This window comes from Marinobacter profundi, assembly GCF_002744715.1.
Lineage (GTDB): Bacteria > Pseudomonadota > Gammaproteobacteria > Pseudomonadales > Oleiphilaceae > Marinobacter > Marinobacter profundi.
The window spans coordinates 376462-398186 of the sequence record NZ_KZ319369.1; the positions used below are offsets into that span (position 1 = coordinate 376462).

The following is a 21725-nucleotide window of genomic DNA, read 5'->3' on the forward strand; positions in this document are numbered from 1 at the left end:
GTCCCAGTCGACGATCTCAAGGTATTCGCGATGAAATCAATTGCCCTGGCGGCGCTGTTGGTCGTCCTTCTGGGGTTGATCGGTGTTCAGTATTACATTACTTCCGTCCCGGCTCTTGAGGCTCCTGTCACCGTTGGTGACGTTCGAGAAGTAAAGCCTGAACAATCGCTGGTGGTCACTCTGGTGGACAGCGAAGGGCAGCGATTTACCATCGGGCTTCGGGGCGATACCGCCAAGCCGGAGGAAGTCGCGCTTTTCTATATCCGGAACCCGGATGTCATTCCCTATGTGTTCTGGCCGAGTCTCCGAAGTAATGATGAAAAGCGGGTTCTGGAATTGTTGGAGGACCTGATCGAATCGGATGCGTCCGACGTTGCCGCCGTTCGCAGCATTTACTCGGTTTTAAAGGAGCGCAACTGACGATCAGGACGGACCAGTCCTGACAGGAGGGCCGGCCCAGAATCTTTCTCTACTCAAACCTTCCTCTAAAAGGTAAGCAAGAAAACGCAGATGCCTCGAAAGGCCAAGATAATCGTCTCATTGTCTGCGCTCTGTTTTCTGGTGTACAAGGAAGTTCAAGTTTGTTTGGAGCTTATTGATGCAGCCAAAAGACATTGTCGCCCGGTTCATCGCGGATATCCGCGCCCAGCGGCTGGATGAGGCAAAGGCCTTGCTGGCGGCGGAGGGGTTTGAATACGTGGGGCCGAACATGCGCTTCCTGAGCCGGGATGACATGCTGAACTATCAGTTCGGCATGTTTGCCATCCAGAAAGACCTGGTCCTGCGGCAACTCAGTGCTGACGGTGAGCATGTGTTTGCGATCCTGGATTACTGCACGCACTTTGAACCTATCGGGGATGTGCGCCTTGCTGTCTGGTTTCGTGTGCGGGAGGACAAAATCCAGAGCGTTGAAACGTTCTATAACGCGGCAGTGGTGGAGAACATGCTGGGAGGCAGCCTGCCTTAGGCCGACTGAAGCATTGGCCAGGGTTTCAGGAAGCAGATCTTGCCCGGATTCAACAGGCAAGGTTGATATGCGGCAAGATGCTGAAATGTGTCCTACCATTGAGAAACAGTTCCCTCGATTCAAGGAGTGAGTCATGAGCATGATCAACCGCGCACAAGGTTTCTTTCTCTCTTCTGTTCTCGCTGCCTCGCTGGTTTCCGGAGTCCATGCTGCAACGCCCGCGCCTGAAGGGGCGGCGGTGTATTTTGTTACGCCACTTGATGGGCAGACTGTGAATTCGCCGGTAACGGTGAGCTTCGGCCTGGAGGGTCTGGGGGTGGCGCCGGCGGGGGTGGAGCGCGAGCGCACCGGCCACCATCACCTGCTGGTGGATGTAGACGACCTGCCGGCGCTGGATCAACCGGTGCCTGCCGATGAGCATCATATTCATTTTGGTGGCGGGCAAACCCAGACGACCCTGAAGTTGTCGCCGGGTAAGCATACCCTGCAGTTACTGGTGGGAGATCACCTGCACGTCCCCCACGAGCCGCCGGTCATGTCCGAGAAGATTACCATCACGGTGGAGTAAGGGTCGGCCCGCGCCATGAGGCCGCGACTGAATAAGACATAACCGTAATCATTGCTGATTTCCAATGCAGGTTACACTCGTAGCAGCACGGACCTGATATGAGGAACAGATGCCGCCATGGGAAACGATGAGCAAACCCCGGCTTCCGCAAGGGAAGCGGACGGTCGGGATCCCAGGGCAGCGCTGATCGAAACGATCAATGTCCGAAGCATGTCGTTGATCATCCTGACCAGCATCGCCACCCTCTATTTTATCGACTGGGCCCAGCCGGTGCTGCTGCCGCTCGTGGTCGCGGTACTCATCAGCTATTCCCTGGACCCGCTGGTATCGGGGCTTGAACGCATTCATATCGCCCGTCCCCTGGGGGCAGCCATGGTCCTGTTGGCACTGGTCGGCATTCTCGCTGCCGCAAGTGTTCCTCTGAAACAGGAAGCAATGGTTATGCTGGACAAAATCCCCAAGGCGATCAAGGAGTTCCAGCGCGAGGACGCATACTCGGCTGAGGATGAAGAGAGCATCATGGAAAAGGCTCAGATCGTCGCGAAGGAGATCGAGGAAACCGCCAAGAAGAGCCGGGAGGGGCAGGCCGCGGCCGAGGTTGGTGTTACACCCGTCCGGGTCGTGGATCGGCCCATGGACATCCGCGAGTATGTGATCAGTAACTCGCCGGCAACCCTGGTGCTTATCTCCCAGCTCTTTTCGGTGCTGCTTTTGGTTTACTTCCTTCTGGCGATCGGGAAGCTCTATCGGCGTAAAGTGGTGAAGATTTCGGGGCCGTCGTTCAAGCGTATGCGCAAAGCGGCCAGAATCCTGAACGACTTGCACTACCAGGTTCGCCGCTTCCTGTTCGTGATGGTCGTCAGTGCCCTGTTCGTCGGCATCCTGACATGGCTGGCCTTCCTTGTGCTCGGCATGGAGCAGGCGGCCCTGTGGGGAGCTGTGGCCGGGATAGCCAGCGCGATCCCTTATCTGGGCCCGTTTCTTGTTTTCGTGGGTTCCGGGATTGCCGCGTTCGTCCAGTTTGGTGAACTCGACATGGCCATTATCATCTCAAGCACCTCGCTGATCATTACCAGCATCCAGGGAAATCTGCTGATGCCCTGGTTAACCAGCTATGTTTCAAGTCTCAACGCGGTGGTGATCTTCGTGGGTCTTTTGTTCTGGGGCTGGCTCTGGGGGCCGGTCGGGCTGATTGTGGCTACCCCGATCCTGATGATCACCAAATCGCTGTGCGACCATGTGGTCGACCTGCGCCCGGTGGGCGAGCTGCTGGGTAAGTAGGAGGGGCGTTCTGAAACGCCTGGAGTGGCCTACTCCCAGTTGGGCTCTCCGTCCCGGGAGGGATGGGCCGTCGGTTCCTTGGGGTTCTCCGGGGCGGGCTGTTTCATGAGCGCCATCCCCCCTTGCATCAGAAGGGTTCGGAGCCGCGGGTCTGATTCCTGAACGAGGCCAACTGCGAACGCTGTCAGGGCCGATTCCAGCGGATTCTCGCGGATCAACTCACGCAGCTTCTCGATAGCGGAGGTTGTGCCAGAGCCAGTGCCCGGGGAGCGGCTGGCGGTCATTCGCCAGAAGAAGGCGGCGAGAAGGACGACGCAGCCGAAACCAACCACTGCCATCGCCCCGGCCTGACCCAGGTACGCCGAGAGCGACAGGATGGCGGCCTGGACCAGGAGGTAAAACCCGGTGATCAGAAGGGCGGTCAGCAAAACCAGCGCGAGCAGGAGTCCCGTGACTGCGGCAATGGCTTTGCGAACCGCACTCTTCAATAGCGCTGAATCAGGCATGGTCAGCGGTCGAGTAACTTGCCAACGAGAACACCCGCCAGGAACATGAGCAAGATTGTGAGGAACGGCCGCTCCTCTATCTTGTGCTCAATCTCGTTAACCGCCTTTTCTCCGGTATCCCTGGCCCGGTTGATTGCGTCGTTGCCGGTTTTCCTGACCTGGTCAAACGCCTCACGACTCTCCCGGCGAATTTCGTCCCGGAGGTTGCTGATATTGCTTTTCTGACTCTCGGTTACGGAACGTGTCAGATTGGCCAGATCCTCCCGAAGCTGCTTCAGATCCTGCTGAAGTTGTCGGTATTCTTCCTGGCTGGATTTCGTTTCCATTTTCCATCTCCTGTACCAATGAACTTACCGCTTGATCGGCGAACGGGGGCTCATGACACCCAATCGAGCATCTCCAATTTTCCTTGAAGGGTGTCTTTCAACCATGGCAGCCGAACTCCGGATTCGCAACTTTCAGGCGTGTATGTGGAAGGACGGTAACCGGGCGTTCATCCGGGGGGCGCTCAGGGCTGCACAAAATGCCTTTCAAGGGATAGGCATCGGTCGTTTCCAGGGATGAAACAGTGCCAGCCACAGATACTTCAGGTACCAGGTAGCAAACGGGTAGTTCCCCCGGTCCTTTGGCGCCAGCAGCTTGATGAGATCAAAATGATTGGTGAGGGCCTCACTCGGCGGCTGCACAAAAACCGGCCTGCCGCCGATGTGAGACATGATGGACCTGGCCACGTGGGCATAGGCCCAGGGCGTCGAGGTGTTGGTGTCGAGTACGCCAGGTGCCAGCAGGAAGAGGTTGGGAGCGTCTGCGGAAAGGAAGCGTGAGTAGCAGCGGCTGCTTATCTCATTGAGGTTCCTTGCCTTGTTGATTGCTTCCAGGCCGAGGAAGCTGAAGTCGACGCTATACCCGGTACCCCAGAGCAGCAGATCGGTTTCCAGTTCGTCGCCGCTTGAGAGTGTGATGGTGTTGCCGCGCAGTGAGCGCACTTCGCCGTGATGGCGCTCAATCCGGGCAAAGTTTTTGATCATGCCCGGCCTACCCGGGATGAGTTGGTCGCGACGGATGTCGAAGTCGCCCTCCGGCATTATCTCGCTGATACCCGCTTTTGCATACCTCGCCCGCAGGTCCTTGTTGGTCAGCCGATGGACCATGTTTGCGGGCAACCCGAGCATCTGGTACCTGGCCAGGATCCGCATGTCGATGCCAAGGTGTTTGACCTGGCGCGTTGGTCGCATCCACTTGGTAGAGCGATAGATCCACGCTACGCTGCGCGCGCCGTGGGCGAAGCAGAGGTCCAGAAGATCGTACGCAGACGCGCCACCTCCCACTACGGTGAGGCGCTTGTCTCGCACTTCTCCGGGATCGCGCAAGGCGGAGGAATGGTATTCAGTGATTGAGGAACCCGTCCGTTCGACGTGCGGGACGACGGGGTGATTGTGGCCACCAGTGGCGGCGATGAGCCATTTTGCTTCATGGGTTTTGGTATCGGTAGTCAGGCGCCAGCCTTTCTCGCACCGCCGGGCGCTGGTCACGGGCGCATTCAGGAGGATATGGGGAGACAGCTCAAATCGTTCGGCCCAGGCTTCGATATTGCCCAGAATGTTGGTCTGATCCTCTCCGCCGAGCGGAAGATTGCCAAGCGTCCAGTCCTCTTTGCGGAACTGGATGTCTTGCCAGGATGGGAGGTCGCGCCATAGGCCTCCGATGCGATCACTGCGCTCCAGCAACAACGCATTCAGCCCGGCGTCTTTGGCATACTTCAGGCAGATGATGCCGCCAATGCCCCCGCCGACGATAACCAGATCGAGGCCTTCATCGGTGTTCATTGGGTGCTCCTGCAAATGCGGTGGCATCCCGAAGAGGGCAGGGGGTGATCGACGCATTGCGGTCAATTCTTAACCTACACCCTCCTGACGCCCGGCGCCAACATTCCCTGTTTTCCGGACTAAATCCGACTAACAGTGCCGCCATAGTCCTCAAACAGTCTAATAACTGGCTGGTGTTCCCGCTGAAAGGGCGCAGGATGGTGAGTGGAGCCTTTCGGGGCAAGGAGATGGTTATGACCAGGTTACAGCAAGGAAAGATTGACACCTTCCGAGGGCGGTTCGGTGGCGCTGTGTTTGAGCCGGGCGACGCCGGGTACGACGGGGCCCGTCAGATCTGGAACGCGATGATTGACCGGAAGCCGGCGTTGATTGCCCAGTGCCAGTCGCCGGAGGATGTGGTGGCGGCGGTCAACTTTGGACGTGATCAGGCAATGCTGGTTTCGGTCAAGGGCGGTGGACACAACATCGCGGGCAACGCAGTGTGTGATGACGGTCTGATGATCGATCTGTCGCAAATGAAGGACGTTGAGATCGATGTTGCGAAACAGCGTGCCTTCGTAGGGCCCGGATGCACGCTGGCGGATTTTGACGCGGCTGCCCAGATGCATGGATTGGCGACGCCACTTGGTATCAATTCCACAACCGGTGTCGCGGGCCTGACGCTGGGCGGCGGGTTTGGTTGGCTCAGCCGCAAGTATGGCATGACTGTGGATAACCTGATTTCCGCCGACATGGTGACCGCCGATGGGCACCAGACTCGCGCCAGTGCCACCGAGAATCCGGACCTGTTCTGGGGTACCCGGGGCGGCGGCGGTAACTTCGGCATTGTTACCCGGTTTGAATTTCAGCTGCACCACGTGGGACCAGAGTTATTGAGTGGGCTGATAGTGTTCCCGTTTGCCCAGGCCCGATCGGTGGTGACCCGGTTTGCGCGGTTCACCGAAACCATGCCCGATGAACTTAACATATGGCTGGTGATTCGCCACGCGCCACCCTTGCCCTTCCTGCCTGAGTCGGTTCATGGCGAGCCGATTGTCGCCCTCGCTATCTGCTATGCCGGGGACCCGGAAGAGGGTGAACAACTGATCGCACCGCTGCGCTCATTTGGCGACGCGCACGGCGAGCATGTCGGTGTTCAGCCTTACGCAGATTGGCAGCAGGCCTTTGACCCACTGCTGGCGGACGGTGCGCGGAATTATTGGAAGTCCCACAACTTTGTGACGCTGACCGACGATGTTGTCCGGGTAGCGCTGGAATATGGGGGCAAGCTGCCATCGCCTCACTGTGAGATCTTTATTGCCTCACTCGGCGGCCAGACCGGCCGGGTGCCGCACGACGCCATGGCCTATTCCAGTCGTGATGCAAACTATGTGATGAACGTGCATGGCCGCTGGGAAACGCCCGGGGAAGATGAGCATTGCCGGCAGTGGGCCCGCGCCTTCTTTGAGGCCGCCAGGCCTTATGCCAGCGGAGGCGCTTACATCAACTTTCTGTCCCATGATGAGACCGACCGGGTCGAATTTGCCTATGGAGCGGCCTACCCGCGGCTGGTGGAGGTCAAGCAGAAGTATGATCCGGAGAACCTGTTCCGGGTGAATCAGAATATCCGGCCCCGTTAGCGGGCTTTGCTGGGCCGCTAAAGCAATCCCGTTCGGATCATGTCGAACGTGTCCAGAACCCGCGCCACAAATTGGTCTTTCGGGCGAAAGCTGCTTTGGGTGCTGAGGGATACGTCCCGTTGCAGGTGATCCAGTAACTTGTGCAGGCGCCGGCGATGTAAGCCGACCGCCGCCTGCACGGGATCGAAAATCACCCCGGACAAGGCCGCGAACGCCGCCAATGCGGCCATCACAGCGACCATGACACTGGCCGTTGTTGCCAGCGACGGCTCCGGTGGAAAGACGCTGTAGTACCAGCCGCCGATGGTTTCACCCAGGATAAAGTCCCTGGCGGCCAGGGTCTTTGCGAGCATGGACGCGAGTACCACCCCCAGCCCGATACCTCCCGGGGTAAACTTCTGGAAGGCAAAGGCACCGAGTACCGTGCAGGTAATACTGTTGGTGATATCGGCCGATGCCGTCCGGGTCACCCGGTACTGGCTGAGTGTTTCCGCAATCAGCGGCTCGATCAGCCGGCCAAACCGCTGGTGATCGACCGGCTCGCAGCTATGGCGCGCATAGACCGCCTCCAGTGCCTCAACCAGGTAGCGCTCCAGCAGCGGCCCCTCCTGGCCATTGTTTAACAGGTCCACCAGAATCAGGTGCGAGATGTGCTGTTGTACCCGGGTGGTAAAACCGGCGGGAACACGGCTTGCCAAATCGTGCAGCCATTTCAGGCCCGCTCGTTTGGAGGCCAGGAGTTTCACGAGGGATGCCAGAGCGTACACCGGCGCCCAAAGCAGATTAATGGGCGCCCGCAACATGTCCCATCCCAGCGCTATCCGGTTGGTTGCGATGGCACCGGGATAATGGAAATGGCGGTCAATAAAGGCCGGTATCCGCGCCCGGCAGTCGTCAAAGTAGCGTGCAATGCCCGAGCGGATGGCCTGCTCTATCTCAAGTTCGGAGACGTTGGGCTCGGGCGAGGTGGCAGTGGGCATAGTGGCAGGCGTGTCGGCAGGCAAGTGAGTGTCTGTGGCATTAAAGCGCAATTGAGAAAACCGTGACAGGTTTGTTTTTAACAGCTGACTATTACGATTGGTAGAACTATCTGACAGCCGCAAGCAGTTCGGAGCCTGTCATCTTCAAGGGCGAGACTCAACGTCCACAACCTGTCCGTTTCTCAGGGTGACTACCTGCCGAAACTGGTTGTTGGAGAAGTCATACAGCCACTCCTGAATCAGTACCGGTTGCAGGGTTTGCCAGCTTTCCCAGCGTTTGCGAAGCGGGGGTGCCTGCCACTCCAGGCGTTTGGAGATCGGTTCTCCACAACGGGCGATCAGCTCGTATTCGGTTTTGATAAGCCTCAGCATGTTGGGGGTACAGCGGGGGGAATCGCCGGCATGGAATCCGTATCCCAGGGTGTCAACCCGGGCGAGCTTGCCATTGCGAAAGATCAACCGCTGCATGAAGCGCTGGGGGCCGTGGTTGTAGTACCAGTGCGCTTCGGTCTGCACCACACCCAGGCCGGGCACCGTCGCACTGGGGTATTCCGCAACATAATCCGGTGGCCCGCAGCGTTCCTCCACCTCGATGGGCCAGGCACCGTTGCTGACCAGCGAGCTGCCGCAGCGAAGTTCGCCGTGGCTGGTCTGGGCAAGGGCGACGAGGGCGGCGAACGTCAACAGGGCCAGTAGTGGCTTGAGGTTATTCATGCTGTGACTTTGCGCTGGTTTGGTGTTTCGATGCAATACTACGTCTTTATCTGAACAGCGGACTGATAGGGTGCTGAATGTGCCCGTTGCGGGATTGGGGGGAGAGGTTGGTTTATGGCAGGTGAAACTGCATGAAGAACATATCGTCAGAACAAGGTCTAGCGGACATGCTGCAATCCAACGCCGCCGTGTTGCTGTTGTTCGGCGGCCCGCACTGCGGTGTCTGCCAAACCATCAAGCCGCAACTTGAAAAGCTTGCCGCCGATGAGTTCCCCGGGCTGGTCACCGCCTACATCGACTGCCAGGATACCGCCGGCGCCGTGTGCGCAGCGCGGGGCATTTTTTCGTTGCCGGTGGTGCAGCTCTGGTTCGAAGGACAGCGCTTTGCGGAGTTTGTCCGGGTGTTTTCGCTGGGCGAGGTCCGGAATGCGATAGAGCGGCCTTATCGTGCGTTGTGCCTTATGAGACCGGGATAAAGCGTGTGCACGGTATAAGGCCCTGAAGGGAGAGACTCAGTGAACCAGAAAGGGGTACTTACCACATGGAACGACGCCAAGGGCTTCGGCTTCATCACTCCGGAGGGTGGTGGTGAGCGGGTTTTTGCTCACATCAGAAGTTTTGCGGGGCGTGGGCGCCCGGTTTCCAATCGCAAGGTGGTTTACAGAGTCGTCAGGGACGATCAGGGCCGGCCCAGGGCAGGGGGTTTCCAATACGCGGGAGCTGCCCGAATCGGCGCCAACGTGGCGCCAGGGGTATGGGTAGCCGGGACTTTTGTGCTGGGGTTTTTCGCCATTCTGGCCGGCCTGTTGTATCTACATTATCTGCCAGTCTCCATTCTGGCCGCCTACGGTGTGGTGAGTCTGTTGTTGTTTGTGATGTACTGGATTGATAAACGGGCTGCGCAGCGGGGTGCGCAACGCACAGCTGAGAAGACGCTGCATATCTTTGAGCTCTGCTGTGGCTGGCCGGGTGCTTTGTTGGCGCAGCAAATCTTCCGGCATAAAACCCGGAAGGGAAGCTATCAGTTTGTCTTCTGGCTGGCGGTTCTGGCCAATCTCGGCGCACTCGGGTGGTTACTGGTTGCTCCCGGGGCCATAAGTTGGCGGCAACAATTGGGCTTTGATTTGTCGACGTTGATACAGCCGCTTATCTGGTGAAGGCAAATGCGCTTTTTGATGTACCAACGTCGTGTTTTCAGTTGCTAACTTCGATTACGGTCCGTCGCGGTCTTGCGTTTAAGGCCTTTGAGAATCTCGGGCACCTTGAAGGGCAGCAGTGTCCTGGCCGCTTTTAGAAGGTTGATAACAACATTCATCCGCTTGTACCAGAGTACGCGGCGAATCTTCTGCTGCATGGGGCGGTAGCCTTCCAGATACAGCTCGTCCACACGGTCGGCGTTGTTGGTGAGGCTGTAACTGCTTAAATCCAGTGGCACCACGATGTCTGCGTTTTTCAGTTGCTTGCGGGTGTTAAAATCGATCCCGATGTTGATGGCGTTGCTGATCACATCAAACGTGTCCTGCGGTTTCGGGTAGCGGCTGACATGGCTCAAATCAATGGCCACCGTAATACCCGCGCCCATTTTCGCCAACGGCGAAATCGGGACATTTTCCACCAGCCCGCCGTCGACCAAGGTCCGGTCACCTATCTCCACCGGTACAAACAGGCCGGGCACCGCCATGGACGCGCAGACGGCATCCGCCAGATTGCCTTCCCGGAAGATCAGCTGCTCGCCGGTTTCGATATCCGTTGCGCAAATGGCCAGGGGAATGAGGGCGTCTTCGATCCGGCAATCCCCCAGATCCCGATGGATCATCTCCCGAATGGCATTGGTACTGAAAAGGCCACCCCGCTCCAGGGTGAAGTTAATAATCTTCGACAGATTCAGCGTGGAGCAAATGGACAGTATGGATTCTGCCGGGCGGCCGAAGGCGTGGTAGCTGGCGACCAGTGCCCCTACGCTGGTACCCGAAATGCAATGAATCCGGATTTGCTCTTCCTCGAAGGCTTTCAAAACGCCAATGTGAGCAATACCCTTGGCGGCACCGCCCCCAAGCGCCAGACCGATGCGGGTGTTAAACGGATTGAGTTTCATGCCGGGGGCCTGCTGTTGTGACGGATGGTGTTATGGTGGAAAAGTCCGGAATGGATTTTAACAGACCAGACTTACCTCGCTCTCGCATTATTCACAATTGAAGCGGGGCCGGATTTCCGTTACATCTACACCTTCGCTTACGGCGAAGGCCGTCCTCTTAACCGATAGATCAGGAGCTCGACAATGTCGGAATCATCACTCAAGGACCAACTGGGCAGCGCGGTGAAAGACGCGATGCGAAACAAGGATAAAATCCGGCTTGTTACCCTGCGTATGGCTCAGGCGGCTATCAAACAGATCGAGATCGATGAGCGCCGAGAGCTGAGTGACGAAGACGTTCTTAAGGTGTTGGATAAAATGCTCAAACAACGCCGCGACGCTGCCAGTCAATACGATGAGGCCGGCCGCGGCGAGCTGGGCGACAAGGAGCGGGCGGAGATGGCGATTATCGAAGAGTTCATGCCCGCTGCCCTGAGCGAAGACGACCTGGACAGCCTGATCCGGATGGCGATCAGTGCAACTGGTGCCCAGGGCATGCAGGACATGGGGCGTGTCATGAACGAGTTGCGCCCCCAGGTACTGGGGCGGGTCGACATGGGCCATCTCAGCAAGAAGGTACGGGCTGCGTTGGCGGGTTAGTGGCAGCCCCTGCACCGCGGTGATTCGCGATAAACCGCTCGCGCCCGGACCATGGCGGCAGTAACGGTCGAACTACTTCCTGAAAAACAGGAGGAAAGCACCCGCCGCTGAGGCCGCAGCGCCACCTATCAGATACCACATGGTCTCATCCGTAAAGCGGCCGGTGACCGTCTCGATCACCTGGTTGCCCACGGACTGTGTTGATTGGTAGCCGAAATAGAGTAGGGCAAGCCCCACCACCAGCAGAATGACACCGATCAGTTTTGAGCTTCCCATTGTTTTCTCCCTGTGAGGTTTGCGGTTAGTTTCATTCCAACGGTGAGTACCCTATAAGGGGCAAATACCCGAGATCCATGAGGTGAGTATGAACACAGGTCCGTGGCACGAGCAAGCAGTGACGCTGATCCATCAGGCAGTGCTGGCGCCATCCAGTCATAACACCCAGCCGTGGCGCTTCCGCATCTCGACCTCCACCATCGACCTGTACGCCGACCGAACGCGAGCCTTGCCCGTCAACGATCCGGCGGATCGTGAGCTGACAATAAGCTGTGGCTGTGCGTTGTTCAACCTGTGCGTCGGCGCGGCCGGCATCGGCCTTCTCGCACAGGTTCAGCTGCTGCCAGCTCCGCATGAACCGGATTGGTTGGCCCGGGTAGCTTTTACCGGTGGGCCGGAGGATGCCGGCGTGGATGCCTCGCTTGCCCGGTTCATCCCGATGCGGCGAACCTATCGCAAGCGCTTTGCGCCACGTGAGGTTGATGCAGCTGTTCTAGCTGAAATGATCGACGCGGCGAGGTCTGAAAGCACGTGGCTGCTACCGCTGGTTACCCCGGAGGCACGGCAGCAAGCGGCGAGCCTGGTCGCCGAAGGCGATGCCGCGCAATGGACCGATGTAAGCTGGCGGCATGAACTTGCAGCCTGGATGCACCCGCCTCGCCGTGGTGACGGCTTGACTGTATCAGCGTTGATGGGACCAGTGGTGCGGGCAGTGGTTCGTGCTTTCGACTTGGGAGGCAGTGTTGGTGCGAAGGATAGCGACCTCGCAGAGGCATCACCTCTGCTGCTCGTGCTCGGGACGGAGCACGACGATCCAGCCACTTGGCTGGCAGCCGGACAGGCGCTGCAGCGCGTCCTGCTGACGGCGTGCAAGCACGGCTTGCAGGCCTCCTATCTCAATCAGCCGGTGCAGGTGGCGCCGTTGCGGTCCAAGCTGCGAAACCTCATTGGCGTTGGATTCCCGCAGATCTTTCTGCGAATAGGGTATCCGGCAAGCGAGATTGCCCCGGCACCCCGCCGCGAGGTCGCCGCGGTGATCGATACCGCCGTATGACTTGGTCAGAGGCAGGTGGCTTGAGCATTGCCGCGGTCACAATATGAGCGGGGAAGGTTGGCGAAAGTCTCCCGGCCTGGGTACCTGATAGAGTTTTAGCTTATCTGCCGACTCTGGCCGGACCAGTGTTGTGCCCGGAGGGCTTTCTTGTCGACTTTTCCGATGGCTGTCAGGGGCAGTTCGTCCACAAAGATCACTTTCTTGGGCGAATTGACAACGCCTTTGTGTTGGGTGACGTAGGTGATAATGTCCTGTTCGCTGCAGCTACTGCCTTGTCTTGGCACGACAACAGCGGTTACCTGCTCGCCCCATTTTTCGTGAGGAATACCGATCACAGCAGAAGATGCCACGTTGGGGTGCTGGGCCAGGCAGTTCTCAACCTCGCTGGGATACACATTGAAGCCGCCGCTGATGATCATGTCTTTGTTGCGATCCACCAGGTACAGGTACCCATCGGAATCCATTCTCGCCATGTCGCCGGTGTGCAACCATCCGCCTGCAAACACCTTGTCGTTTTCTTCGGGACGATTCAGATACCCCTCCATGACAAGAGGACTGCGCACGCACAGTTCACCGATTTCCCCGGTTTTAACGGGCCTGAGGTCGGCACCCAGTAGCTCCACCTGATTACCTACAATGACTTTTCCACAAGAGCGTAACCGCTCCGGTTGATCTACGAGGTGATCCTTTTGGGGAAGATAACTGATGGTCATTGGGGCTTCGGCCTGCCCGTACAGCTGGCCAAAAACCTGGCCAAATGTCTGCAGGACCTGCCATAACCGGCTTGGCGCGATGGGGGAGGCTCCATACAAGACCAATGCCAATGATGAATGGTCAAAAGTGCTGAGTTCCGGGTAGTCCAGCAGCCCGTAAATCTGGGTTGGAACCAGGAAGGAGAAGTTAATGCGGTGTCGCTCGACTGCATTCAGGAAGGCTTCGGGGCTGTATTTGTCCATCAGGTAGACGGTGCCGCCTTTGAGCAAAGCGGGTAACAGCAATGAGCCTGCAGCATGGGAGATCGGGGTTGTCACCAGATACCTGGGGCACTCTGGCCATTCATAGGTGGCGAGCATTTGCATGACCATGGTGGTCGTTGTTCGATGGGTATGAATAATGCCCTTGGAACGGCCTGTGGTGCCGCCAGTGTACGCGAGCTTGTAAATGGCGCAGGGATCGTCAGGGGGCGACATAGGGGTGTTGTCCAATGTCGCAGCCTGTTTGATCAGCCCTGGCCGGGAGGAGGAACCATCAATCTCCATAATCCGGGGTACCGCATTATGCAGGAGTGGAACCCTGTCTCCATAGTTGCGGTCATCAATGATCAGGGCATTTGCTGAGGCGTCAGCCAGTATGAACGTATGGTCCTCCGGCGACGCCATTGGGTGTAACGACAGGTATTTCAGCCCCAGCAGCTGGACTGCGATGAGGACAATCAGTGCTTCCTGGCGATTGCTGGTCAGCAGGGCAACGGTATCTTCCGCTTTCAGGCCCTGTTGTTGCAGCGCGCGAACCATTTGCCAGCTCAGACACTCCAATTGATGGTAGGTGATGCTCTGATCATCTGAATGTACGGCGATCTGGTTGGGGTTCTGGCGCAAGGCCCGCAGGTATAGCTGTGGAATGGTTTCACTGTCGTGGACAAGGTTGGCCCGGGATGGCATGAGGAGGTCTCCGTATCTGGTTTTCAATTGGTTGGCCGCGCTCGCCGTCGGTGCAGCATGTAACCGGCGGCGAAGGGGGCGCTAGCAAATTGCAGAGCCGGCCGTTCAGGTCCGTTGCCAGGGGTAGCCCTTTTCATTTAGCTCGGTCTGGTATTTCTTGAGCAAAACGTTGTACTCGTCCCAGATTGCCTGGCCATCAAAACCCGCTTCATTCATGTCTTTAATCCAGGCCCGAACGTATTTTTCAGAATGCTCGAACAGCTTCTTTCGCTCTTCCTCGGTCCATCTGATGACTTCAATGCTGTTGCCAATTTCTCCTGTAGGCAGCTTACTGAGCACGTCTTCGTTTTCCTTGATCAAGTGCTCGGCATAGTAATTCACCATATCTGAGCCAATCTGACGAAACAGGCGCTTCTGATCGTCCGAAAGGTCGTCCCAGACCCATTTGTTCATTACCATCCCCATGCCGGCGATCTGGCCCCAGTTCACTAAAGCTACACTGGTGGATACCTCGGCTGTTTTGAAGGCTCGCATGGCATAGAGATAGCCTCCACTGCAGTCGATTAGGCCGCTATCGAGAGCTTGGTAGATTTCGCTATATGTGAAGTTCACCAGATTTGCGCCGACTTCATTCAGGATCTTTCCGTAAATCGCCGAAGCTCGTACTTTCTTACCGTTCAGGTCGTCAAGGCTGCGGATCCTCACATCACCGGCACACTCCAACTGCATCTGGCTGGTTGTGAAGTTGGTGATGTAGACGACATCGTTCGCGTCGAATGCTCGTTGGAGATCTTTGTTGGTGGTCATGAGGTCGTACATGGCACGCATACCCACCCAAGGGTCTGCTTCTGGAACAGGGATGTCGCCGACACTCAAGGCTCGCATTTCCTGGGGGGAATAAGCAGCCCAAGTAGTACCCAGCTCTGTAGTGCCTGCCGAGACGCCACCAAGAATGGCACTGGCTTTAAGCAATGATCCGCCCCAATGGAACTCGATGTTCAAGCCGCCGCCTGATTTCTCATTCAGCTGATCGGCAAAATATTGCATTGCTTGCGCTCGTGCTCCCCGATTGGGGGTCGCCTCAGCATATCGGAAGGTGATTTCCGTGCTTGCATGGGCAAGGGTAACTACCGAAAGAACAGAGCTCAGTGCTAAAGACGTAAGTACGGTTTTCGCTTTCATTATTGTTTTCTCCTGCGAACCATAAGGAAAAGCTTGGCAGCTTCCTTTGAAAAACCTAGCAGCGGAGGTAACGATCAACCAATTGCAATGGTGTATGGGTTGTATGCCGCGACATCATGGTTCGGATGGCATGACGGGTATGCTGTAACGGCATTGAAGGGATCGGATGAACGTCGGAAGCTGTAGGGTGGGGAGCCGGCTACTGGCTAAGGGCAAACAGGTGTCCCGGTTTCAGGGGGCGGCACCAATCTTGCTGAGGTTCATTCGCCAGGTTTCCGGTAGACTCCCCGTTACTACCTAACAGTTCTGTGGAGCCATCATGAGTGATAACCCGTCAATGCACGCCCTGGCTATGGATGGTGAGGAACGGTACGACTACTTTCTCGACGCGGTGATTGAGGAACGTGAGGTATGGATACTGGTCAATGCCGACAATCGCTTTCTGAAGATCGTCTCGGACGAGGACCGTGTGGCGTATTTACCGGTCTGGCCGGGCGAGCAATTCGCCATTGAGTATGCGAAGGGAACGGATGAGCTTGCTCCGAAAGCGATCTCGCTGCCGGACTTTTTCAATAAGTGGGTGCCGGGGTTAACCCGGGACGGGCTTGAGGTTGGTGTCTTTCCCGGCGCAGAAAGTGAGGTCTGGATTACCGCGCCGGAAGAGCTGAAGCGGGACCTGCAAGAGGGGTTGTCGGGTTCGGGCTTCTAGGTACCTTCCAGGCAAAACGCCAGGACAGTACAGCCGGGACTGTTTGATTATTCAGGAGCCATCATGAACAAGATTCACATCGACATCGTTTCCGACATCGCCTGCCCCTGGTGCGCTATTGGCTATGCCCGCCTGGAGCGGGCCATGGAACAGCTGGCGCCCGAATTCGAGTTCACCGTTAAGTGGCATGCGTTCGAGCTGAATCCGGACCACCGCGGCGAAGGTGAGCCGATCCTGCCGGCGCTGGCCCGAAAGTACGGGCGCAGCGAGTCGGAGATGCGCGCCAACCAGACTCAGATGATGGGGATCGCAACGGAGCTGGGCCTCAACTTCGAGAAAATGCAGGAACGATTTACCTGCAATACCTTTGATGCCCATCGCCTGGTCAAGTGGGCCGACGAACAGGGTCAGTCGACTGCAATGAAACAAGCGTTGTTCGAGGCCTATTTTGGCCGGGCGGAAGCTGTCTCGGAGCCAGAGGTGCTGCTCAGGTGCGTTGAAGCGGCCGGTCTGGAGCCTGAAAGCGCCCGCGCCGTGCTGGAGACAGGCCAGTACGCCCGGACAGTGCGCGAGGATGAGGCCAGGTATCAGCAGGCCGGTATTTCGTCGGTCCCGGCGTTTGTGATCAACGACAGGTACCTGATCTCCGGGGCGCAGGAGCCGGAGTCTCTGGTGCAGGCGTTTCGGGAAATTGGCGGGGAGTCTGAATAGCAGTTGTTCAAATCTCCCGCGCGGAGGGAATGCCTGCAAACACGCTGTCTGAAAGCCAGTTCTGGATGTTACGGGTGAGGGCGGATGGCCCGACCAGGGTCATGCTCCTGTCAGCAACGGCCGCCCTGTAGGTTTTGTCTCCCATCCAGCAAGCCACCATGGTTCTCAAGTCGGTGGTGAAGTAGACATCGACGTCCTTCCCGGGGTTTTCGAGGCAGATATCCACAGTGCAGCCGTGCACCAGCAGCCACCAGTTGTTCAGCTTTGGCAGGTCGGTGAACTCGAACTTGATCACTGACTGGTTCCCCGGCAGGCATTCGGTTTTGATGCTGCGCTGCAGATAAAGCATCAATAGCCCTACGTCGATGTGGGTTTCCCTCAGATCGCCACGAGCCCACCGCATACCCCATTCGCCGAGCGCCCTGATCAGCGGAAGTGTTTCCTTGCCGGCCTGGGTAAGGTAATACTCGGAGCCGCGCTGGCCGGGTATTTTCTTGCGCAGGATGAGCTCGGCATCGGCCAGTTCATTCAGGCGCTTGGTGAGAATGGAAGGCGAAATGAGGGGGAGCCCGCGCTGCAACTCATTGAAGCGGGTGGCGCCCATGTGGAGCTCGCGGAGAACGAGAAAGGTCCACTTCTCCCCCAGCAGTTCCAAGGCTTTGGAGACAGGGCAGAACTCTCCGTATTCCATGTTCCCCTCGCAGTGACTCACTTCTTTCATTGTAGTTGGGAGCTACAGAAAGCGTAGTTGGTTACTACGGACCGGGAAGTATTTCGCCGGTTGTCGTTTGCCTAGGATAAACCCATCAGACCGATGCGGCTCTGATAATCCCAACCAAACGATACAGCGGAGAAATGCACCATGCCACTCATCACCGTAAATCTGATTGAGAACGTGTTCAGCAAGGAACAAAAAGCGCAGATGATCAGCAAGTTGACCGACACGATGGTTGCAATAGAAGGCGAGGCGATGCGCCCGGTCACCTGGGTCAAAATCGAAGAGGTCGCCGAAGGCCAGTGGGGTATCGGCGGCAACCCCCTCACCGCGGCAATGATTCATGACATGCAGCAAGGCTGACTATTCCACACCGGCGTAGTCGGGATCGGGGTCGACGCCGCGCAGTAGGCCCCGAAAACCCGATAATCCGTCGGCTGGAGGGTGGTGCGGGGCCCTTTCCGCCCCGGCTCAACGGCTCTGGATCATGCCGTCCTCATCCGAGATGACAATTTCGACCCGCCGGTTCTGTTGCCGTCCGGCGCTGGTTTCATTGGTCGCAACCGGATACGCCTCACCGTAACCCATGACTTCTATCCGGCTGCGGGCAATGCCTTCCGCCGTCAGGGCATCCCGTACGGCCATTGCCCGTCGCTCGGACAGATCCTGGTTGTAGGATTCGGCACCGGTGCTGTCGGTGTAGCCCTCAACCCGCACCCGGCGGTTACCATACTGCAACATGAAGTCTGAAAGCCGCCGAACAGTGCGCACACCGGCAGGCTTCAGGTCCGCCTTGTTGAGATCGAACAGCACATCACCGAGAGTCAGCACCATGCCGCGCTCGGTTTTCTCGGCCTGCAGAGCCTCCATCTGCGCCCGCAGTGCTTCGGCCTCGCTTTTACTCATCTCCAGCATGACTTGCTGGCGCCGTGCCTCGGCAGAACTGATGTCTTCCTGCAGTTTCGCGCGCAATCCCTGCTGTTCAGCAATCTGTGCGTGGCGGTTGGCAAGGTAGGCCACGTGTTCCACCTGGCCGATGTCAGCGTCGTCTTCCAGCAGGGCGTCCGCCCGGTCCAGTTGCGTCTTGGCGCTGCGAAGCTGGGTCGCGGCGCTGCGCGCCACATACGGATCTTCCGCGATGGTGTTATAGGCCAGGCGGGCTTCTTCGACCCGGGCATTCTGTTCGGGGGCGCTGGCACAGCCAACCATCAGTAGGGGTAGCCCGGCTGCCAGGATTGTAGACAGGGTATGGATTTTCATATCAGTCTCCTTGCTCCGGGCTTACTGTGGGTTCGATTCCATTTGATTGCGGAGGTTTTCGATGCTGCTGTTGATCTCGGCCACCGCCTGCCGGGCTTTCTCGGTTTCGGCGCGGGCGCCTGCCAGCTGGGCATCAACGGCGGCCTGCTCCAGTAATCTTTCGGCTTGCCGGTATTCCTCCCGGTCGATCAACTTACGGGCATCGGCCAGTTTGTTCTGGGCCTGATTCAGTAAAACCGGCTCGAATCTCCTGGCATCGGTCGCTTCGGCTTGCTGAATGGACGTTTCTGCCCACTGCAGCTGGCTGTCCGGTCGTGGCCCGGGGCCGGCACAGCCAATGAGTGAGGCGGTCAATCCGAGCAGGATCAGGAGGCGTGTGTAGCGTTTGTGCGGCTTCATGAATAAACTCCCTTGTTCCCGATATTTCCTGTGAGGTGGTGCCTGCGGAATTGTTAATTCATGTAAACGTTTAGTGTCACTATAGCAGTCAGCAGGGAATACCAAGAAAGAATCGCTCAAAAAACAACCAGGATTGCCGGTCCTGACCAGGTTGTTGCCCGGGTTTCATCATTACGGGCACGCCGGAGCCCTGTTACCCTGGAGTTATCATGGCAAAACACCCTATCGAAGCGCGGCAACGCGCAACGCTGAGTCGGCTGGAAAAGTTCAGTCGTTTCACTGACAGCAGTATTGGCATTCCCTTTACCCGGCTGAGCATCGGCGCGGAGGCGATCATAGGGCTGGTCCCGGTCATAGGGGATTTTGCCGGCCTGGTATTATCCAGCTATGTTCTCATCGAGGCGCAGCGCGCGGGCGTCAGCCGGGCGGTAAAGTTGCGTATGTTGCGCAATATGGGGATCGATTTTCTGGGCGGGATGCTGCCGGTGGTGGGGGATGCCTTCGATGCCATCTATAAGGCCAATACCCGTAATACCCGCTTGCTGAGGAATTACCTGGAAGACCAACTGGCCGTCGAACCGCCTGCGCCGCCGTTTCCCTGGAAAACCCTGGTCGGGCTGTCGATTCTGTTTGCGGCCATGGCGGGCGGCGTGGCGCTGATTCTGTAAGGCCTCTTTTGCCGCACGGTTCAGGCGGTGTTCGTCTATCCTCAAAGCGCTGCCAGAAGATCCTTACCACCAACAAGAACAAGATTGCCAAAGGGGCACCGCAATGGCTCAGTATGACTTTCTCATCGAAGGCGGGCGTTATTTTGACGGCACCGGGGCGCCGTCTTTCATCTGTAACCTGGCCATCAGGGATGGTCGCATTGCGAAGGTCTGTGCCGAGCCGATTCCTCATTATGAAGCGGATCGGGTGATCGATGCCAGTGGCTGCTGGGTTACGCCGGGGTTTCTGGATACCCACACCCACTACGATGCCGAGTTGCTGGTCAGTCCCAGCCTGTCGGAGTCGGTCCGTCACGGGGTGACCACGGTACTGGTGGGCAGTTGCTCCCTCAGTATGATCTGCAGCAGGGATGAGGATGCCTCGGATATTTTCACCCGGGTGGAGACGGTGCCGCGGGAGCGGGTGCTGCCCATTCTGCAGACCCACAAAACCTGGTCTACGCCGCGGCAATGGGTGGCACACATCCGGCAGGTGCCGCTGGGCCCCAATGTCATCAGTTTTCTGGGGCACAGTGATCTGCGGGTGGGTGTGATGGGCCTGAGTCGGGCGACGGACCTGGCAGTTCAGCCAAGTGAGGAAGAATTGCAGGCCATGGAACGGTTGCTTGAGGAAGCCCTCGATGAGGGGTTCCTGGGGCTGTCCACCATGTGCCTTAAATGGGACAAGGTGGACGGCGACCGGGAATGGTCCAAGAGCCTGCCGAGCACCTACGCCCGCTGGAAGGAGGTTGCCCGGCTGAACCGGTTGGTACGCCGCTATGGCCGGGTGCATCAGGGGGCACCCAATGCCGCGACGCCGTTGCAGATTCTGCAGTACGTGCGGGAGTGCCTGGGCTGGCTGCGTCGGCCATTGAAAACCACGCTGATCAGCCAGATGGACCTCAAGGGCAGTGCCTACCTCACCAATCTCACCCGGCTCACCTCGAAGGTAACCAATGCACTGCGCGGCGATTTTCGTTGGCAGGTGTTGCCCACCCCCTTCACGGTGTACGCCGATGGCATTGATGTGGTGTTTTTTGAAGAGTTCGGGGCAGGGGAAATGGCGCTGGATCTGAGGGATGCCGTTGAGCGCAACCAGCTGCTCAGGGACGAGGCGTACCGCCGGGATTTCCGCAAGTTTTACGGCGAGAAGCTGAGCCCGCGGGTGTGGCAGCGGGACTTCGGCGACGCCATGATCATCGATTGCCCGGACACCTCGCTGATTGGCAAGAATTTTGAAGAAGTGGCACGGGCCCGCGGTGTCCACGTGGTGGATCTGTTTCTGGACCTGGTGGTGGAGTTCGGCAAACAGATCCGCTGGTACACCACGGTGGGCAATCACCGCAAGCCGGTGCTGAAACGGATGGTAAAAGACCCTCGCGCGCTGATTACCTTCAGCGATGCCGGCGCCCACATCCGTAATATGGCGTTCTACAACCTGCCCCTGCGCATGCTGAAACTGGTGCAAGAGTCCATCGCAGACGGCGACCCGGTAATGACTATGGAACAGGCCGTTCACCGCCTGACCGGCGACCAGGCCGACTGGTTCGGTGTCGATGCCGGCAGAATCCGGGAAGGGGATCGGGCGGATGTGGTGATCCTGGATCCGTCCGGCTTTGATCAGGATCTGGAGGCGGTTTGCTGGGCAGATATGGAGAACTTTGACCTGCAACGGCTGGTGAACCGCAACCCGGGCATTGTGAAGACGGTACTGATCAACGGCAAACTGGCGGTGGAGGATGAGCAGCTATCGCCCGGGCTGGGGCGGGAGATGGGGTTCGGGGTGTTTATTCCCGCCCGTTAGACTGCGCCCTGGTGGTTGCAACTCGCTTGAAACAGCCGCCACCGATGGCGTT

Annotated in this window: 26 protein-coding genes; 14 read left to right on the top strand and 12 right to left on the bottom strand. The window is 58.0% G+C overall.

Annotated elements, in window-relative coordinates:
• Positions 1-30: 30 nt before the first annotated feature.
• The 4 genes from CLH61_RS07275 (at position 31) to CLH61_RS07290 (ending at position 2816) form a co-directional block, all read left to right on the top strand.
• On the top strand, positions 31-420 hold the full coding sequence (locus tag CLH61_RS07275) for a hypothetical protein (RefSeq protein ID WP_099614035.1): 390 nt from the start codon (positions 31-33) through the stop codon (positions 418-420).
• Positions 421-598: 178 nt separating this feature from the next.
• Entirely contained in the window at positions 599-967 is a 369-nt protein-coding gene (locus CLH61_RS07280; protein WP_099614036.1) for a nuclear transport factor 2 family protein, read from the top strand.
• A 133-nt stretch (positions 968-1100) separates the two neighbouring features.
• Positions 1101-1535, top strand: a complete 435-nt coding sequence (locus CLH61_RS07285) for a DUF4399 domain-containing protein (RefSeq protein ID WP_099614037.1) — start codon at positions 1101-1103, stop codon at positions 1533-1535.
• A 117-nt stretch (positions 1536-1652) separates the two neighbouring features.
• A complete protein-coding gene (locus CLH61_RS07290) occupies positions 1653-2816 on the top strand; it encodes an AI-2E family transporter (protein ID WP_099614038.1) in 1164 nt (387 codons plus the stop codon).
• A 29-nt stretch (positions 2817-2845) separates the two neighbouring features.
• Here the strand turns inward: CLH61_RS07290 and CLH61_RS07295 are convergent, their stop codons facing one another.
• The 3 genes from CLH61_RS07295 to CLH61_RS07305 all read right to left on the bottom strand — a co-directional run bounded on the left by CLH61_RS07295 (position 2846) and on the right by CLH61_RS07305 (position 5148).
• Positions 2846-3322 carry a hypothetical protein gene (locus CLH61_RS07295; RefSeq protein WP_099614039.1) on the bottom strand — a complete coding sequence of 159 codons (477 nt, stop codon included), beginning with the start codon at positions 3320-3322 and terminating at the stop codon, positions 2846-2848.
• Between the two features lie 2 nt (positions 3323-3324).
• A complete protein-coding gene (locus CLH61_RS07300) occupies positions 3325-3648 on the bottom strand; it encodes an ElaB/YgaM/YqjD family protein (RefSeq protein WP_099614040.1) in 324 nt (107 codons plus the stop codon).
• 204 nt (positions 3649-3852) lie between these two features.
• Positions 3853-5148 carry an NAD(P)-binding domain-containing protein gene (locus tag CLH61_RS07305; RefSeq protein WP_170003643.1) on the bottom strand — a complete coding sequence of 432 codons (1296 nt, stop codon included), beginning with the start codon at positions 5146-5148 and terminating at the stop codon, positions 3853-3855.
• Positions 5149-5381: 233 nt separating this feature from the next.
• Here CLH61_RS07305 and CLH61_RS07310 point away from each other — a divergent pair, with 233 nt between their 5' ends.
• The gene (locus tag CLH61_RS07310) at positions 5382-6767 is read left to right on the top strand and encodes an FAD-binding oxidoreductase (protein ID WP_099614042.1); all 1386 of its coding nucleotides are present in this window, start codon (positions 5382-5384) and stop codon (positions 6765-6767) included.
• 17 nt (positions 6768-6784) lie between these two features.
• Here the strand turns inward: CLH61_RS07310 and CLH61_RS07315 are convergent, their stop codons facing one another.
• Both CLH61_RS07315 and CLH61_RS07320 read right to left on the bottom strand, forming a co-directional pair.
• The gene (locus tag CLH61_RS07315) at positions 6785-7747 is read right to left on the bottom strand and encodes a DUF6635 family protein (protein WP_099614043.1); all 963 of its coding nucleotides are present in this window, start codon (positions 7745-7747) and stop codon (positions 6785-6787) included.
• A 144-nt stretch (positions 7748-7891) separates the two neighbouring features.
• Positions 7892-8461: a DUF2845 domain-containing protein gene (locus tag CLH61_RS07320; RefSeq protein ID WP_099614044.1), complete on the bottom strand. Its 570-nt coding sequence runs from the start codon at positions 8459-8461 to the stop codon at positions 7892-7894.
• A gap of 167 nt (positions 8462-8628) precedes the next feature.
• Between CLH61_RS07320 and CLH61_RS07325 the strand changes: the two genes are divergently transcribed.
• Positions 8629-8937, top strand: a complete 309-nt coding sequence (locus CLH61_RS07325) for a thioredoxin family protein (protein ID WP_228152560.1) — start codon at positions 8629-8631, stop codon at positions 8935-8937.
• A gap of 39 nt (positions 8938-8976) precedes the next feature.
• On the top strand, positions 8977-9618 hold the full coding sequence (locus CLH61_RS07330; protein WP_099614046.1) for a DUF1294 domain-containing protein: 642 nt from the start codon (positions 8977-8979) through the stop codon (positions 9616-9618).
• Between the two features lie 44 nt (positions 9619-9662).
• Here the strand turns inward: CLH61_RS07330 and CLH61_RS07335 are convergent, their stop codons facing one another.
• Positions 9663-10556 carry a patatin-like phospholipase family protein gene (locus CLH61_RS07335; RefSeq protein WP_099614047.1) on the bottom strand — a complete coding sequence of 298 codons (894 nt, stop codon included), beginning with the start codon at positions 10554-10556 and terminating at the stop codon, positions 9663-9665.
• Positions 10557-10739: 183 nt separating this feature from the next.
• Between CLH61_RS07335 and CLH61_RS07340 the strand changes: the two genes are divergently transcribed.
• Positions 10740-11195, top strand: coding sequence for a GatB/YqeY domain-containing protein (locus tag CLH61_RS07340; RefSeq protein WP_099614048.1), 456 nt, complete (start codon positions 10740-10742; stop codon positions 11193-11195).
• A gap of 72 nt (positions 11196-11267) precedes the next feature.
• Here the strand turns inward: CLH61_RS07340 and CLH61_RS07345 are convergent, their stop codons facing one another.
• On the bottom strand, positions 11268-11471 hold the full coding sequence (locus CLH61_RS07345; protein ID WP_099614049.1) for a DUF3185 family protein: 204 nt from the start codon (positions 11469-11471) through the stop codon (positions 11268-11270).
• A gap of 88 nt (positions 11472-11559) precedes the next feature.
• Between CLH61_RS07345 and CLH61_RS07350 the strand changes: the two genes are divergently transcribed.
• Positions 11560-12525 (top strand): Acg family FMN-binding oxidoreductase, encoded by a 966-nt coding sequence (locus tag CLH61_RS07350; RefSeq protein WP_099614050.1) that lies wholly within the window; start codon positions 11560-11562, stop codon positions 12523-12525.
• A gap of 95 nt (positions 12526-12620) precedes the next feature.
• Here CLH61_RS07350 and CLH61_RS07355 read toward each other — a convergent pair whose 3' ends face one another.
• Complete coding sequence (locus CLH61_RS07355) at positions 12621-14186, bottom strand: AMP-binding protein (protein WP_099614051.1); 1566 nt, start codon at positions 14184-14186, stop codon at positions 12621-12623.
• 105 nt (positions 14187-14291) lie between these two features.
• Entirely contained in the window at positions 14292-15368 is a 1077-nt protein-coding gene (locus CLH61_RS07360) for a C4-dicarboxylate TRAP transporter substrate-binding protein (protein WP_099614052.1), read from the bottom strand.
• Positions 15369-15687: 319 nt separating this feature from the next.
• On the opposite strand from CLH61_RS07360, the gene CLH61_RS07365 reads away from it, so the two are divergent.
• Together CLH61_RS07365 and CLH61_RS07370 are read left to right on the top strand one after the other, a co-directional pair.
• Positions 15688-16077 (top strand): DUF2750 domain-containing protein, encoded by a 390-nt coding sequence (locus tag CLH61_RS07365; protein WP_228152561.1) that lies wholly within the window; start codon positions 15688-15690, stop codon positions 16075-16077.
• Positions 16078-16140: 63 nt separating this feature from the next.
• Positions 16141-16788, top strand: a complete 648-nt coding sequence (locus CLH61_RS07370; protein ID WP_099614053.1) for a DsbA family oxidoreductase — start codon at positions 16141-16143, stop codon at positions 16786-16788.
• Positions 16789-16795: 7 nt separating this feature from the next.
• Here the strand turns inward: CLH61_RS07370 and CLH61_RS07375 are convergent, their stop codons facing one another.
• Positions 16796-17479: a winged helix-turn-helix transcriptional regulator gene (locus CLH61_RS07375; protein WP_099614054.1), complete on the bottom strand. Its 684-nt coding sequence runs from the start codon at positions 17477-17479 to the stop codon at positions 16796-16798.
• A gap of 171 nt (positions 17480-17650) precedes the next feature.
• Between CLH61_RS07375 and CLH61_RS07380 the strand changes: the two genes are divergently transcribed.
• A complete protein-coding gene (locus CLH61_RS07380) occupies positions 17651-17866 on the top strand; it encodes a tautomerase family protein (protein WP_099614055.1) in 216 nt (71 codons plus the stop codon).
• Positions 17867-17974: 108 nt separating this feature from the next.
• Here CLH61_RS07380 and CLH61_RS07385 read toward each other — a convergent pair whose 3' ends face one another.
• Positions 17975-18763 carry an OmpA family protein gene (locus tag CLH61_RS07385; protein WP_099614056.1) on the bottom strand — a complete coding sequence of 263 codons (789 nt, stop codon included), beginning with the start codon at positions 18761-18763 and terminating at the stop codon, positions 17975-17977.
• 21 nt (positions 18764-18784) lie between these two features.
• On the bottom strand, positions 18785-19162 hold the full coding sequence (locus tag CLH61_RS07390) for a DUF4398 domain-containing protein (RefSeq protein WP_099614057.1): 378 nt from the start codon (positions 19160-19162) through the stop codon (positions 18785-18787).
• Positions 19163-19371: 209 nt separating this feature from the next.
• Here CLH61_RS07390 and CLH61_RS07395 point away from each other — a divergent pair, with 209 nt between their 5' ends.
• Together CLH61_RS07395 and CLH61_RS07400 are read left to right on the top strand one after the other, a co-directional pair.
• Positions 19372-19830, top strand: a complete 459-nt coding sequence (locus CLH61_RS07395) for a DUF4112 domain-containing protein (RefSeq protein ID WP_099614058.1) — start codon at positions 19372-19374, stop codon at positions 19828-19830.
• Positions 19831-19933: 103 nt separating this feature from the next.
• A complete protein-coding gene (locus tag CLH61_RS07400) occupies positions 19934-21673 on the top strand; it encodes an N-acyl-D-amino-acid deacylase family protein (RefSeq protein WP_099614059.1) in 1740 nt (579 codons plus the stop codon).
• Positions 21674-21725 lie beyond the last annotated feature (52 nt).

What these genes read in the sequence shown, in the direction of transcription:
- CLH61_RS07320 (WP_099614044.1), bottom strand. Translation starts at nt 8,461, where the DNA reads ATGAATAACCTCAAGCCACTACTGGCCCTGTTGACGTTCGCCGCCCTC.
- CLH61_RS07280 (WP_099614036.1), top strand. Translation starts at nt 599, where the DNA reads ATGCAGCCAAAAGACATTGTCGCCCGGTTCATCGCGGATATCCGCGCC.
- CLH61_RS07375 (WP_099614054.1), bottom strand. Translation starts at nt 17,479, where the DNA reads ATGGAATACGGAGAGTTCTGCCCTGTCTCCAAAGCCTTGGAACTGCTG.
- CLH61_RS07395 (WP_099614058.1), top strand. Translation starts at nt 19,372, where the DNA reads ATGGCAAAACACCCTATCGAAGCGCGGCAACGCGCAACGCTGAGTCGG.
- CLH61_RS07290 (WP_099614038.1), top strand. Translation starts at nt 1,653, where the DNA reads ATGGGAAACGATGAGCAAACCCCGGCTTCCGCAAGGGAAGCGGACGGT.
- CLH61_RS07340 (WP_099614048.1), top strand. Translation starts at nt 10,740, where the DNA reads ATGTCGGAATCATCACTCAAGGACCAACTGGGCAGCGCGGTGAAAGAC.
- CLH61_RS07355 (WP_099614051.1), bottom strand. Translation starts at nt 14,186, where the DNA reads ATGCCATCCCGGGCCAACCTTGTCCACGACAGTGAAACCATTCCACAG.
- CLH61_RS07400 (WP_099614059.1), top strand. Translation starts at nt 19,934, where the DNA reads ATGGCTCAGTATGACTTTCTCATCGAAGGCGGGCGTTATTTTGACGGC.
- CLH61_RS07295 (WP_099614039.1), bottom strand. Translation starts at nt 3,322, where the DNA reads ATGCCTGATTCAGCGCTATTGAAGAGTGCGGTTCGCAAAGCCATTGCC.
- CLH61_RS07285 (WP_099614037.1), top strand. Translation starts at nt 1,101, where the DNA reads ATGAGCATGATCAACCGCGCACAAGGTTTCTTTCTCTCTTCTGTTCTC.
- CLH61_RS07380 (WP_099614055.1), top strand. Translation starts at nt 17,651, where the DNA reads ATGCCACTCATCACCGTAAATCTGATTGAGAACGTGTTCAGCAAGGAA.
- CLH61_RS07305 (WP_170003643.1), bottom strand. Translation starts at nt 5,148, where the DNA reads ATGAACACCGATGAAGGCCTCGATCTGGTTATCGTCGGCGGGGGCATT.
- CLH61_RS07390 (WP_099614057.1), bottom strand. Translation starts at nt 19,162, where the DNA reads ATGAAGCCGCACAAACGCTACACACGCCTCCTGATCCTGCTCGGATTG.
- CLH61_RS07335 (WP_099614047.1), bottom strand. Translation starts at nt 10,556, where the DNA reads ATGAAACTCAATCCGTTTAACACCCGCATCGGTCTGGCGCTTGGGGGC.
- CLH61_RS07370 (WP_099614053.1), top strand. Translation starts at nt 16,141, where the DNA reads ATGAACAAGATTCACATCGACATCGTTTCCGACATCGCCTGCCCCTGG.
- CLH61_RS07345 (WP_099614049.1), bottom strand. Translation starts at nt 11,471, where the DNA reads ATGGGAAGCTCAAAACTGATCGGTGTCATTCTGCTGGTGGTGGGGCTT.
- CLH61_RS07360 (WP_099614052.1), bottom strand. Translation starts at nt 15,368, where the DNA reads ATGAAAGCGAAAACCGTACTTACGTCTTTAGCACTGAGCTCTGTTCTT.
- CLH61_RS07310 (WP_099614042.1), top strand. Translation starts at nt 5,382, where the DNA reads ATGACCAGGTTACAGCAAGGAAAGATTGACACCTTCCGAGGGCGGTTC.
- CLH61_RS07300 (WP_099614040.1), bottom strand. Translation starts at nt 3,648, where the DNA reads ATGGAAACGAAATCCAGCCAGGAAGAATACCGACAACTTCAGCAGGAT.
- CLH61_RS07385 (WP_099614056.1), bottom strand. Translation starts at nt 18,763, where the DNA reads ATGAAAATCCATACCCTGTCTACAATCCTGGCAGCCGGGCTACCCCTA.
- CLH61_RS07275 (WP_099614035.1), top strand. Translation starts at nt 31, where the DNA reads ATGAAATCAATTGCCCTGGCGGCGCTGTTGGTCGTCCTTCTGGGGTTG.
- CLH61_RS07325 (WP_228152560.1), top strand. Translation starts at nt 8,629, where the DNA reads ATGCTGCAATCCAACGCCGCCGTGTTGCTGTTGTTCGGCGGCCCGCAC.
- CLH61_RS07315 (WP_099614043.1), bottom strand. Translation starts at nt 7,747, where the DNA reads ATGCCCACTGCCACCTCGCCCGAGCCCAACGTCTCCGAACTTGAGATA.
- CLH61_RS07350 (WP_099614050.1), top strand. Translation starts at nt 11,560, where the DNA reads ATGAACACAGGTCCGTGGCACGAGCAAGCAGTGACGCTGATCCATCAG.
- CLH61_RS07365 (WP_228152561.1), top strand. Translation starts at nt 15,688, where the DNA reads ATGAGTGATAACCCGTCAATGCACGCCCTGGCTATGGATGGTGAGGAA.